At 64.5% G+C, this 12,077-nt stretch carries 15 protein-coding genes and 2 pseudogenes; 10 read left to right on the forward strand and 7 right to left on the reverse strand.

Annotation, left to right across the window (positions count from 1 at the left end; genetic code table 11):
- A pseudogene (locus AC1D2O_RS37075) lies at positions 1-271 on the forward strand (phosphate ABC transporter substrate-binding protein PstS); the annotation flags it as partial.
- A 25-nt stretch (positions 272-296) separates the two neighbouring features.
- Here the strand turns inward: AC1D2O_RS37075 and AC1D2O_RS37080 are convergent.
- The gene (locus AC1D2O_RS37080) at positions 297-1,220 is read right to left on the reverse strand and encodes a LysR family transcriptional regulator (protein WP_478092088.1); all 924 of its coding nucleotides are present in this window, start codon (positions 1,218-1,220) and stop codon (positions 297-299) included.
- 278 nt (positions 1,221-1,498) lie between these two features.
- Between AC1D2O_RS37080 and AC1D2O_RS37085 the strand changes: the two genes are divergently transcribed.
- Positions 1,499-2,059, forward strand: a complete 561-nt coding sequence (locus AC1D2O_RS37085) for an N-acetyltransferase family protein (RefSeq protein ID WP_478092090.1) — start codon at positions 1,499-1,501, stop codon at positions 2,057-2,059.
- 49 nt (positions 2,060-2,108) lie between these two features.
- Here AC1D2O_RS37085 and AC1D2O_RS37090 read toward each other — a convergent pair whose 3' ends face one another.
- The gene (locus tag AC1D2O_RS37090) at positions 2,109-2,489 is read right to left on the reverse strand and encodes a nuclear transport factor 2 family protein (RefSeq protein ID WP_478092092.1); all 381 of its coding nucleotides are present in this window, start codon (positions 2,487-2,489) and stop codon (positions 2,109-2,111) included.
- Between the two features lie 365 nt (positions 2,490-2,854).
- Between AC1D2O_RS37090 and AC1D2O_RS37095 the strand changes: the two genes are divergently transcribed.
- The 7 genes from AC1D2O_RS37095 (at position 2,855) to AC1D2O_RS37125 (ending at position 8,708) form a co-directional block, all read left to right on the forward strand.
- Entirely contained in the window at positions 2,855-3,808 is a 954-nt protein-coding gene (locus tag AC1D2O_RS37095) for a LysR family transcriptional regulator (RefSeq protein WP_478092094.1), read from the forward strand.
- Between the two features lie 295 nt (positions 3,809-4,103).
- Entirely contained in the window at positions 4,104-4,703 is a 600-nt protein-coding gene (gene wrbA, locus AC1D2O_RS37100; RefSeq protein ID WP_478158875.1) for an NAD(P)H:quinone oxidoreductase, read from the forward strand.
- A 27-nt stretch (positions 4,704-4,730) separates the two neighbouring features.
- The gene (locus AC1D2O_RS37105; protein WP_478092098.1) at positions 4,731-5,174 is read left to right on the forward strand and encodes an ester cyclase; all 444 of its coding nucleotides are present in this window, start codon (positions 4,731-4,733) and stop codon (positions 5,172-5,174) included.
- 16 nt (positions 5,175-5,190) lie between these two features.
- Positions 5,191-6,156 carry a quinone oxidoreductase family protein gene (locus tag AC1D2O_RS37110; protein WP_478092100.1) on the forward strand — a complete coding sequence of 322 codons (966 nt, stop codon included), beginning with the start codon at positions 5,191-5,193 and terminating at the stop codon, positions 6,154-6,156.
- Between the two features lie 31 nt (positions 6,157-6,187).
- A complete protein-coding gene (locus tag AC1D2O_RS37115; protein WP_478158876.1) occupies positions 6,188-6,958 on the forward strand; it encodes an SDR family NAD(P)-dependent oxidoreductase in 771 nt (256 codons plus the stop codon).
- A 27-nt stretch (positions 6,959-6,985) separates the two neighbouring features.
- The gene (locus AC1D2O_RS37120) at positions 6,986-7,942 is read left to right on the forward strand and encodes a quinone oxidoreductase family protein (RefSeq protein ID WP_478158877.1); all 957 of its coding nucleotides are present in this window, start codon (positions 6,986-6,988) and stop codon (positions 7,940-7,942) included.
- A 106-nt stretch (positions 7,943-8,048) separates the two neighbouring features.
- Complete coding sequence (locus AC1D2O_RS37125; RefSeq protein WP_478093535.1) at positions 8,049-8,708, forward strand: hypothetical protein; 660 nt, start codon at positions 8,049-8,051, stop codon at positions 8,706-8,708.
- Positions 8,709-8,828: 120 nt separating this feature from the next.
- Here the strand turns inward: AC1D2O_RS37125 and AC1D2O_RS37130 are convergent, their stop codons facing one another.
- The 3 genes from AC1D2O_RS37130 to AC1D2O_RS37140 all read right to left on the reverse strand — a co-directional run bounded on the left by AC1D2O_RS37130 (position 8,829) and on the right by AC1D2O_RS37140 (position 10,402).
- Entirely contained in the window at positions 8,829-8,957 is a 129-nt protein-coding gene (locus AC1D2O_RS37130; RefSeq protein ID WP_478093533.1) for a hypothetical protein, read from the reverse strand.
- A gap of 93 nt (positions 8,958-9,050) precedes the next feature.
- On the reverse strand, positions 9,051-9,479 hold the full coding sequence (locus AC1D2O_RS37135) for a DoxX family protein (protein WP_478093531.1): 429 nt from the start codon (positions 9,477-9,479) through the stop codon (positions 9,051-9,053).
- 65 nt (positions 9,480-9,544) lie between these two features.
- The gene (locus tag AC1D2O_RS37140; protein ID WP_478093530.1) at positions 9,545-10,402 is read right to left on the reverse strand and encodes a pirin family protein; all 858 of its coding nucleotides are present in this window, start codon (positions 10,400-10,402) and stop codon (positions 9,545-9,547) included.
- Positions 10,403-10,502: 100 nt separating this feature from the next.
- Here AC1D2O_RS37140 and AC1D2O_RS37145 point away from each other — a divergent pair, with 100 nt between their 5' ends.
- Positions 10,503-11,411, forward strand: coding sequence for a LysR family transcriptional regulator (locus AC1D2O_RS37145; protein ID WP_478158878.1), 909 nt, complete (start codon positions 10,503-10,505; stop codon positions 11,409-11,411).
- A 64-nt stretch (positions 11,412-11,475) separates the two neighbouring features.
- On the opposite strand, the gene fdxA is transcribed toward AC1D2O_RS37145, so the two are convergent.
- Entirely contained in the window at positions 11,476-11,814 is a 339-nt protein-coding gene (gene fdxA / locus AC1D2O_RS37150; protein ID WP_478093526.1) for a ferredoxin FdxA, read from the reverse strand.
- A 9-nt stretch (positions 11,815-11,823) separates the two neighbouring features.
- Positions 11,824-12,077, reverse strand: a pseudogene (locus tag AC1D2O_RS37155) (ferredoxin--NADP reductase); the annotation flags it as partial.

A 12,077-nucleotide genomic window follows, 5' to 3' on the forward strand; every position in this document is an offset into this window, starting at 1 on the left:
GTCGAAGAGCTTCTACCAGGTGCTGACCGACCAGCAAGGCAAGGATTCGTGGCCGATCACCGGCGCCACCTTCATCCTGATGCACAAGCTGCAGGACAAGCCGGCGCAGGCCACGACCACGCTCAAGTTCTTCGACTGGGCCTACAAGAACGGCGACAAGACCGCCGGCGACCTCGACTACGTGCCGATGCCCGACAAGGTCAAGGGCGCGATCGCCACCGCCTGGGGCGAGATCAAGGACGCGTCGGGCAAGCCGATCCCGTACAAATGACGGTTCTGTTGGCCACGCCGATGCGCTAGGCGTGTGTCGGCTCGCGCCTCAGAAGTTCGTCGCGCTCGAACAAGGTCACGACCCAGTCGATGAATACGCGCACCTTGGCGCTGAGGTAGCGGTTGGGTGGGTAGATCACGTGAATCGGGATGCTGCGGGTACGCCACTCGTCGAGTAGCGGAACCAGCTTGCCTTCTGCAATGGCCGCGTGGACGCAGTAAGTCGGCGCCTGGATGATGCCCAGGCCCGCCAGGCCGGCCGCGACATAGGAATTCGTGTCGTTCGCGACAAGGCGATGGCTGAAGCTGAGCTCAAGAACTTCCCCATCCTTCGCAAACTGGAAAGGAAGGGGCCGGTTCGTTTGCGACGAAGTCATGCCGATCGTCGGGAATGATGCGAGATCCGCCGGGGTCGCCGGCAGCCCGTGCGGCGGGAAGAGCGCCGTCGCCCCGCATGTGTAGAGCCGGAACTCGCCAACGCGCCGCGCCACCAGGAACTGCTCGGTGACCTCACCGACCCGTATGGCGCAGTCGATGCCTTCGGCGACGAGGTCGGCCTGGCGATTGCCGGCCCCCAGCTCGATGTCCACGTTGGGATACGCCCGGTAGAACTCTCCCAAGGCGGGGATGATGACCATCGAAGCCAAGGCTGCTGCAGTCTCCACGCGGACACGGCCGGTCGGCGAGGCGAGCGACTGCTTTGCCGAGGATTCGATGTCTGCGAGTTCCGCCAGCAGGCGCACGACGCGTTCGTAGTAGGCGGCGCCTTCCGCCGTGACCGTCACCGACCGGGTTGTCCGGTGCAACAGGCGAACCTTGAGCTCGTCCTCGAGTGCCTGGATGAGCCGTGTGACCGACGCATTGGGAAGGTTGAGCGTCTCGGCCGCCTTGGTGAAGGTGCCGGCTTCCACCACACGAACGAAGGCTGTCATTGCGGCGATGCGGTCCACGGTCGCAGGCCTCTCGGTTGAGATGGATCGGATGATACGCCCGCGATTCAGGTCGCTTGCAACGCAATCATTGCGCCGTTTGGCAATGGCTTTTTTCCCTGGCGCGGGTGTTTTCGGAGCCCCGAGAAGCCTGGGCACCTGCCGCGCCGCGGTCGGCGGCGCCTGGCGACTGCCCGCATTGTTCCAGTTTCACAAATGCCACTTTGCCGGCGGCCATCTTGGTCTGCGACGCATCCACGCCTAGATTGGAGGCATCGAACTTCCATCAGGAGACGGCCATGACACAGACGACCAGCATGAATGCGCTCGGTATGCCCGGTGCCGAAACTCCGGCAAGCTCGATCGCCGGGCAGTGGCACGGCCCGACGGATCGCGCGGTCAGCATTCGGCACATCCGCGCCGAGGACTACCCGCTGGTGCACGAGTTCGTGCGGACCCTGTCCCGCGACACAGCCTACAAGCGGTTCATGGGCGCGCGCAGCCTGACCGACGATGAGATCCGCCACTGGTCAAACACGGATCCTTCCCGTGAGTACACGCTGATCGGACTTTCCGGTGCGGCGGGGACACAGGCGATCGTCGGCATCGCAACGTGCGTGTTCGAGTCGCCGGACAACACGGACTTCGCCATTGTGCTGGCGGATGCGTGGCAGGGCCGCGGCTTGGGGGGTGACCTGATGCTTCGGCTCATCGCCGCCGCCAGGCAGCTCGGTCTGCGCAAACTGAGCGGCATCACCCTCTCGACCAACGTGGCCATGCTTTCGCTGGCGCGCAGGCTGGGGTTCAGGACGACCCGTCTGGTGGGCGCGTTCTGCAACACGCTGAGCCTCGACCTCTGACAGCCCTCCATAGAGGGCTGCGCCGGCCGGCCCCACCCCGCCTGCTCGTTCAGTCCTTGCCGAATGCTCGTGCGGCCGCCGCGGTGTCGAGGGCTTCACGAAGCAACTCGATCTTGCCATCCTGCGCAATCAGCAACCCGGCGTAGGTTTGCCGGTAGATCTTGCCGGTGTCGACGACGACTGCCTCGACCTCGTACTCGGCGAAGGCCTTGTCAGGCGTCTCGATCCAGAGCTTGATGTTCTTGAATCGGAACTCGGGCACCTTCACGAGAATGCCCCCGATCAGTTTCTCAATGGCCGCAGGACCTTGCGCATGGGCTTTCACCCACGGAAGTTCCAGGACACCGTCGTTGGCAAACAGTGCGGCGGCCTTCGCCGGATCTCCGATGTTGTCCAGATATGCGTGAAGCAGGTCGGTCGCTGTTTTCATAGGATCCTCTGTGGTTAAGAGGCCGCTTTCGGCCTCAGGGCGCGCGCTTCGGGCCAGCGCGGATGAGCCGCCGCGCCGCCAGGCGCTGGCTTGTAGATCAGACTTGCGCGATGCCGCCGTCGGCAAACAGTTAGACGAATGCGCCTTCCGACGCGAAAGTCTTCGCTGCTGCGAGGCCGATGCCGGTGGTGCCGCCGGTGATGACTGCGACCTTGCCGGCGAGTTTGTTGCCCATGTCGTGCTCCAGTTGTTGGAAGGGTGATTGAAGGTTAGACAGTTCACACAAATGAATAAAGACGACAAAATTGATTTCTCATTTCAGCTGTGTGAATAATCTCGGCCCGGTGCGCACCCACTGACCAGCCATGGACCAACTGCTTGCCCTGCGCGTGTTTGTGCGGATTGCCGAGTCAGGCGCGTTCTCGAAGGCCGCGGACTCGATGAACATTCCGCGTCCGACGGTGACCAAGCTCGTGCAAGACCTCGAGCGCCACCTCGGCACGAAGCTGTTGCAGCGGACGACACGGCGCGTCAACGTGACGCCCGAGGGAGCGGCCTACTACGAGCGAGCCACGCGTCTCATTGACGACCTCGACGAGATGGACGAGAGCGCAGCGCGAGCACGGGCTCAGCCTCGCGGCCGCATTCGCGTCGACATCGGGTCGGTGCTGGCGAACATGATTCTGATTCCGGCGCTGCCGAGCTTTCGCGCGCGCTACCCGGAGCTGCACGTCGACCTCGGCGTCAGCGACCGCCCCATTGACCTCATCGGTGAAGGCGTCGATTGCGTGGTTCGCGGGGGTGAGCTCGCCGACACATCGCTCGTCGCCCGGCGCATCGCCGACCTGGATTGGGTCACCTGCGGGAGTCCTCTGTATTTCGGCGCCCGCGGTGTTCCTCAACATCCGTCGGAACTCCTGGCTCGCGAGCCCGGACCGACAAACAAGACGCCCGTGCCAGGGCACGCCATCGTCGGGTATTTCTCGTCACTCTCAGGAAAGGCGTTCCCGCTCGAGTTCCACAAGGGTGACGAACAGGTGCTGGTGCAAGGTCAGGCCGCCGTCGCGGTCAACGAGAGCACAGCCCATCTGAGCGCGCTGCTCACGGGCGTGGGACTCGGACAGGCCTTCAAGTTCATGGTCACGCCGCATCTCGACAGCGGGAGGCTGCGCACCGTGCTCGACGATTGGACGCGGCCGCGGCATCCACTGCACCTGGTCTACCCGAGCAGTCGACACCTGAGCTCGAAGCTCCGCGTTTTCGCCGATTGGGTGGCAGAGGTATTCGCGCCGTTCGATGACCGCAACCGCAACAGGTAGCCAACGCCAGGAGTGGATGACTCGGGTTCGCCCTCACGACATCGACAGCCTGCACGCATAGGGGTTCCGTGCGCACTCAGGGCGGCGCGACGTTCGCTGTCTGGATCATCGAGTTTTTCGATGGATTCCATCGAAACAAACAGGCTTCCACGAGAGATTCAAGGCTCATACGCTCGGGGCCATGTCATCGAAGTTCGTTCTTCCTTCCCCGCCCGCCGACGTTTCGGCGATTCCTGTCAATTCGTGGTCTGCCAACCGAGCTGGCGACCCAGTCCGCTTTTTCTAGGAGATTCCCATGAGCAAGGTTCTTGTCCTCTACTACTCGTCCTACGGTCACATCGAAAAGATGGCCGAAGCGATCGCCGAAGGCGCCCGCAGTGCCGGCGCCACGGTCGACATCAAGCGGGTGCCCGAGACCGTTCCACTGGAAGTCGCGAAGAGCGCGTACTTCAAGCTCGACCAGGCGGCCCCGGTCGCCACGGTGGCCGAACTCGAAAACTATGACGCGATCATCGTCGGCACCGGCACGCGTTTCGGGCGCATGTCTTCGCAGATGGCGGCGTTTCTCGACCAGGCGGGCGGCCTGTGGATGCGCGGCGCACTGCATGGAAAGGTGGGTGCTGCCTTCAGCTCTTCCGCCACGCAGCACGGCGGCCAGGAGACCACGCTGTTCTCGATCATCACCAATCTGCTGCACTTCGGCATGACCATCGTGGGCCTTCCGTACAGCCATCAAGGCCAGATGAGCATGGATGAAATCGTCGGTGGGGCACCCTATGGCGCGACGACCGTGGCAGGCGGCGACGGATCGCGGCAGCCGTCGGAGATCGACCTTGCCGGCGCGCGCCACCAGGGCGAGCTGGTCGCGAAGACGGCGGCCAAGCTGTTCGGTTGAGCTTCGAGTCTTCCCAGGAGAACAACCATGAGCAGCAAGATCACTGCGGGCGAAGCGGCCAAGGCCGTCGTCCGTCGCAACACCGAAGAGGTTCAAGGCGGCGGCAACTATGCGCTGTTCGACGAGCTCTTCGCCGATAGCTTCCTGGACCACACGCCGCAGCCCAACTGCACGCCGGACAAGGCGGGCGCCTTGGGCCTCTACAAGACGCTGCGCGCCGCGTTCCCCGACTTTCATGCCGACATCCATTGGCAGCGGGTGGAGGGCGACGTCGTGACGACCTTCAAGACCTACCACGGGACGCATCAGGGCGCCGTGTTCGGCATCGCGCCCACGGGTCGCAAGATCCATTTCGAAACCGTCGATGCGATGCGCGTGCAAGACGGAAAGATCACGGAACACTGGGGTGTCGCGAATCTCTTCTCCCTGCTGCAGCAGCTCGGTGCCTGGCCGCCGGCGGCGCAGGCTTAGGCGCGCAGGGGGCAACATGACGACCATGAACGCCTTGCGCCTGGAGAAGTTTGGCGCGCCGACGGTGCTGCTACTGCAGGACATCGCGATTCCCGAACTCGGGCGTGGCGAGGTTCTCGTGGAGGTGCATGCGTCGGCCATCAACCTGAGCGACGTGAAGAACGTCGCAGGACTCTTCAACGCCACTTTGCCGACCACGCCGGGCCGGGACTATGCGGGCGTCGTTGTGGCCGGAGACCCGGCTTGGCGCGGCAAGAAGGTCTGGGGCAGCGGCGCGGGTTTCGGCATGGTCCGCAACGGTGCGCATGCGCAGTATCTGGCCGTGGCGTCGGACTGGCTCTCGGAGATGCCGGCGAGCCTCTCGATGGAACAGGCCGCCGCGGTGGGAGCGCCCTATGTCACCGCGTGGACGACGCTGATCGATGCCGCCAGGCTGCAGGCAGGCGAGACCGTCCTGATCACAGGCGCGGCAGGCGCGGTCGGCCGGGCCGCCACCCAGATCGGGCGCTGGAAGAAGGCGCGAGTGATCGGCGCGATCCTTTCCGGCGAGGCGCCGGGAGCGGATGCCGTCATCCACACGAAGGATCAGGATCTGCCCGAGGAAATCAAGGCATTGACGGGCGGCAAGGGCGTCGACGTCGTGCTCGATACGGTCGGGGGTGCCCTGTTCGAAGCGGCCTTGAAATCACTGGCGCTCGACGGGCGGCAGGTGGCCATCAGCAGCATGGGGTCGCGTCGCGTCGAGTTCGACCTGGTGGACTTCTATCGCGGTCGCCAGCGCCTGATCGGCGTGGACACCGCGAAGCTCACGGGCGCCGAGATCGCCAGGATCATGGATGCGCTGCGCGTCGGTTTCGACGAGGGCATCTTCCAAGCGCCGTCGATCCGGACATGGCCGCTGGATCAGGCGGTCGAGGCCTACGGCATGGTGGAAAAGGGCGGTTCGCAGGCCAAGCAGATCCTGCTGCCGCGCGGCAAGTGAGACCTTCGGCGACTCCAAGAGGAACATTCAAATGAGCGACATTCTCAAGGGCAAGGTGGTCATCGTCACCGGCGCCGCCAGCGGCATCGGCCGGGCGATCGCGATCGGCGCCGCGCAACATGGTGCGAAGGCGGTCATCGTCTCGGACATCACCGAAACGTCCAACGAGGGCGGCAGCACCACCACCTCGGAAATCGAGGCGCTCGGCGTGGCCGCCCGCTTCCATCGCACCGACGTGAGCCAGCGCACGGAGGTCGATGCGCTGGTCGAAGCGGCGGCGGAGTTCGGCGGTGTCGACGTGATGGTCGGCAACGCCGGCATCACGTTGCGTTCGGATGGCGCCGACGTGGCCGAAGACGACTACCGGCGACTGATGGCGGTCAACCTCGATGGCGTCCTGTTCAGCGCGCAAGCCGCCGCGCGGCAGATGAAGGCGCGCGGCAAGGCCGGCAGCATCGTCCTGATGGCCAGCATGGGCGGGATCGCGGGTGCGGGCATGACCGTGGCCTACTCCACGAGCAAGGGCGGCGTCGTGCTCATGGCCAAGGCCCTGGCTGACGCGCTCGGCCCGGATGGCATACGCATCAACGCCGTCGCTCCCGGCACCATCGACACCCACCTGCTGCGCACCAATCCGGGCATCGCCGCCGCGTCCGAGGGCTTCCGGCAGCGCACGCCGCTGCGCCGGCTCGGCAAGCCTTCCGAAATCGCGGATGCGGTCGCGTGGCTCGGCTCGGACATGTCGAGCTACGTGACCGGCATCGCGCTCCTCGTCGACGGCGGACTGCTGTCGGTGATCTGACATCACTCACCCAACATGAAAAAGAACATGACCACCGTCATTCGTGTGCATCACTACGGCCCTCCCTCTGCGCTGCAGGTCGAGGAAGAAACGGCGGGCGCCCCGGGAGCCGGGCAGGTGCGATTGCGCCAGGAAGCCATCGGCGTCAACTTCGTCGACACGGCGTTTCGCGATGGTTCCTTTGGCGTTCCGCTGCCCTTCGTTCCCGGGGTGGAAGCCGCTGGCGTCGTCGAGGCCGTGGGCCCGGGGGTGTCCGGCTTCGCGGTCGGCGACCGCGCCGCGTACTTCTTCGCGCCGGGCAGCTATGCGGTCCAGCGCGTGATCGATGCATCGTCCTTGATCAAGCTGCCGGACGACATCCCGACCGAGCAAGCCGCGGCCGTGATGGCCAAGGGCCTCACGGCCTGGATGGGGCTTCGCGCGCTGTACCCACTGAAGGCCGGCGAAACGGTCCTGGTCCAGGGGGCATCGGGCGGCGTCGGGTCGCTGATCTCGCGTTGGGCGAGATCGTTGGGGGCGACCGTGATCGGCACGGCGGGATCGGCGGACAAGCTCGAAGAGATCCAGGGCGCCGTCGACCATGCGCTGCGATCCGACGACCGTGAACTGGCGTTGAAGGTGAGGGCGCTGGCACCGAATGGCGTCGATGTCGTCTACGAGTTCGTCGGCCGCGCCACCTTCGAAGCGTCGATGGCCGCAGTCCGGGACGGCGGGGCGATCCTGACGATCGGTGCCGCCTCCGGCCAGCCGTCGATCGACCAGGCGCTGCTTGCCGCGCGCCGTATTCGCGTCGCGGGCGGCGGCATGCCGCAGTTCGTCAAGGGATCTGTCGTGGCCACTGCCACCGGGGAACTCTTCGATGCCTATCGCAAGGGCGTCTTCGGCAAGATCGAAGTCGCGCGCTATCCCATCGCGGAGGCGGCTCGCGCGCACGAAGATATTGCCGCTCGTCGCCGTGCGGGCCTGCCCATTCTGGTCCCATGAACTGCCGTGTTCATCGGCGCGATGACCCGGCGTGCCGAAGTGGCGCATTCCATCGAAGTGCACAGACCGTCAGTCCCGCACTGGCCACCTGAACAGGAGAAATAGCATGCAATCTGGAGCTTCGAATCAAGCGGATCGACTGTTCAATACCGCGGATGCGCTGACGCTGATGCGCATTCCGAACAAGTTTGATGTCACCGAGTGGCCGAGGCAGGTCGAGGCCTTTCTCCAGGCCACCGAGAAGCCGCTGCACAAGGCCATACTGAAGAACTACCTCCGACATCTCCTGCTGGAGGTTGCCGGCTACTGGGACCAGATCATCGTGCCGGAACTGACGGTCGACGAGCCCATGTACCGCGTCGGAGACCGAAGGGAAATGCGGGTTCTTTCGGGAAAGGCGGCGGTCGAAGGTTTCTACCGGGAGACGTTCGAGGCCCGGCAGAACGTCATGGGCGCCCGGACGATGAACATGGGGGTCGAGGACTATGGCGTCACCACGGAGGCCGTCTGGACGCATGTGGTGCCCGGTGTCTGTCTGAAGGATCACGACATCGAGGCCGACCCCGAAGCCCACTACCTCATGAACCACCATCTGTTCCAGATCTTCACGTACACCAACGATCCCCAGCCGAAACTGATCTCGGAACGCATCTACGACGACCCGGAGAGCTACAGCTACGAGAAGCTCGATCCCGTGGACGTCGTGACGCCGGAGATGGCCCGGGAACAGCTGGCACCCTTCCTCGCGCGAGCGACCCTGGACTAGAGAGGCCGTCCCATGGCTTGCGTCTTTGATGTTCGACGACCGTGCCGAACGAGAAAACCGCGGTCGTGCCATCCTGCATGGTCTCCCCGTCCAGCGTGGTGGTCAGTCGCAGTTTTGGCACTACCGCAACAGCAGGCCGATGCCAAAGGCGATGCCAGCCATCGCGAGCGTTGCCATCAGGCACGGAAGAACGAAGAGTGCGGCTCCGAAGTCCTCGTGATGCCGCTCAATGAATTTCCACAGCTTCATTTCGATCTCCTCAGTTAAGTTGGTGCCAGGATCAGTTCGCCTCGAATGGAAGCCAGTCCGCCCCACGGCAGGGGCGAACCGGATGTTCTAGACCTACTGAGCGGTCAACGTGCGGTGTGGCGCTTTCTTCCGGTTGTCGATGCTGAATGCACCCGCACCGAATGCCAGCACCTGGATCAGTCCACCGGCCATCGCGAGGTTCTTGAGGAAGTGGAACAGTTGGTTCTGATCGCCGAGCGCGTGATGGAAGACGAGCGCGGAGATGATCGAGAACGCGGCAAGCCCTGCCGCGACCACGCGGGTGCGCCAGCCCACCAGCAGCAGCACGCCGCCACCCAGTTCGATGACGATGGCGGCCAGGTAGCTGAGCACCGGCACGGGCAGCCCGACAGAGGCAATGTATCCCTGGGTCGCCTCGGGCGCCGCGATCTTGCCGAGGCTGCTGATGATGAAGATCGCGGCCAGGAGGATTCGCCCGGCGAAAGGCAGGACGGAGTTCTTGCTGTCAGAAGTAGTGTTCATGATGGATTCCTTGAGGTTGGTGAAAAGAACGGTGGTTGAAGAAGCTGGAGGTCAGGCAAGGGCAATCAACGAATGCGTCCGTCGGCGCGAAGCTGCCGCCCGATTCGAGCGATCTCCGCCTCTCCCCGTTGAAGCGCCGCGGGCGAGGTGTGAACCGAGTAGTAGCCCAGCACCAGATCGTGCGGATGCTTCACGGCCGATCCGACGATGAAGTCGGTGTCGCCTTGGGCGGTGAACTCGATCGCGCTTTCGGACTCCTCGAACACCGCGAGCTCGCCCTCGAGTCGCTCGCCGGCCACAAGGAGCTCTCCGCGATGCACATGGGTCCAGGCGACGTCGTGCCCCGTGGGCGGCTGATAGTGCCAGCGCTCGCCCGAGGCCAGATGGACGTGGAGCAGGTTCATTCCGTCCGGCGCGGCCACGCGGCTGCTCGCGCCCGCATGTCGTCCCAGCACGAGCCTGGCGGGGCCTTGCTGCGGAACGGCCTCGGAGGGCAGGTATTGACTTTGCGCCACGCCGTTTTCCAGGCTTCGCGGCAGCGCCACCCAGACCTGATAGCCCTGGAAACGTTCGAGCCCGGCCGGACTGGCGTCGTGCCAGACGCCGTTGCCTGCCCGCATCCATTCGACGCTGCCCGCGGCCAGGACGCCTGAGGCCCCGGTCGTGTCTTCGTAGCGCAAGTCGCCGGAGAGCAGGACCGTGATCGTCGCGATCCCCGAATGCGGATGCATCGGAAACAGCGCATGGCCGGTGGGCTTGAAATCGAAGTAGTCCAGGAAGACGAACGGTTTGATCAGTTCGCCGATGTCCGAAGGACTGACGATTCGGGTGATGGGTCCATGCGCGCGGCCTCTTGTGCGCGCGACGATGCGGCGTGTCTGCGCAGGCGAGGCATGCACGGGTTCGCTGACTGCTTGTTCCATGAGATTTCCTTCCAGTGATGACATGGCCTGAAGGTTAGGAGCTGGACATCTCACTGGGAAGCCTATATCTTTCGATGCAACCCATCGACAGGAGCGATAGATGCTGGACGGCGTATCCATGGACCAACTGCGAACCTTCATCGCGGCGGCGGACGAAGGCAGCTTCTCGGCCGCAGGCCGCAGGCTGCGTCGGGCACAGTCGGTCGTCAGCCAGACTCTGGCCAATCTCGAGGCGCAGATCGACGTGCAGCTGTTCGATCGCTCGGCGCGCTATCCGCAACTCACCGAGCAAGGCACGGCGCTCCTTGCGGAGGCCCGTCTCGTCGTCAACAGCATGAACGGCTTCAAGGCGAAGGCGCGGACCATTGCCGAAGGGCTGGAGCCCGAGCTATCGGTCGTGGTGGACGTGATGTATCCGATGGAGTCCCTGACCGTGGCCGTCGGCCTCTTCCGCGCGGCATTTCCCCACACGCCGCTGCGCCTCTATGTGGAGGCGCTGGGCGCCGTCATCCAACCCGTGATGGAGGGCACTTGCCGGCTTGGCATCTTTGGATCGATGCCCCTTGTGCCGGATGCCGTGGAGTCCGAGAAGCTGCTCGACGTGCCGATGGTCACGGTGACGGGGAACGCCCACCCCCTGGCGCGCCGCAAGGGACTCATCCGGCTGCGCGAACTGGAGGAACACGTGCAGCTGGTCCTGACGGACCGGACGACCCTGACCGACGGCAAGACCTACGGCGTGTTCTCCCCCTTGACCTGGCGCCTGGCGGATCTTGGCGCGAAGCATGCGTTCCTGCGCGCAGGTTTCGGCTGGGGGCACATGCCGGCTGCGATGGTCCGAAGCGACCTCAATGCCGGTGCCCTGGTGCAGATCCAGATCGAGAACTTCCAGCCGCGACTGCCTCCCATCTCGATGTTCGCCGCCTACCGCAAGGATTCGCCGCCGGGGCCGGCCGGCCGCTGGTTCCTCGACCAGCTCAAGCAGACCGATTCGCCATCTCGAGCTTGAAAGCTCGGGGGATGGATGCCGTCGGCGTGAAGCCGGGCTTGCGTCATGCGGCCGCGTCGCGGCCTCAGGGTTCCAGCTCGGGAAGACTGACGGCGCTCAGCTTGTCTGTCCTGTCCTTCCAGGCGTCGGCATCCGGAAGCGGCGCGTGTCTTTTCACGATCGACGGCCACAGCGTCGCCAGCTTCGCGTTCAAGTCCGTGAAGTGCTGCATGGCGGGAGGAACATCCTCCTGCGCGTAGATGGCGTTGACCGGGCACTCGGGGATGCAAACGGCGCAGTCGATGCATTCGTCGGGATCGATGATCAGGAAATCCGGTCCTTCCCGAAAGCAGTCGACCGGACAGACGTCCACGCAGTCGGTGTACTTGCAGCGGACACAGCTGTCCGTGACGACATGGGTCATGGTCTTGCCCTACTTCTCGGCGAAGGCGCGTTCGACCACGAAGTCGCCCGGCGTCGACGTGTTGCCTTCCTTGAAGCCGCGCGCCTCGAGGATGTGCTTGAGGTCGACCAGCAGGCCCGGGCTGCCGCACAGCATCACGCGGTCTTCGGCGGCATTGAGCGGCGGCAGGCCGAGGTCGTCGGTGAGCTTGTTGCTCTCGATCAGCTCGGTGATGCGCCCCATGTTGCGGAACTCCTCGCGCGTCACGGTCGGGTAGTAGAGCA

It is taken from the genome of Variovorax sp. P1_G12 (assembly GCF_056405555.1).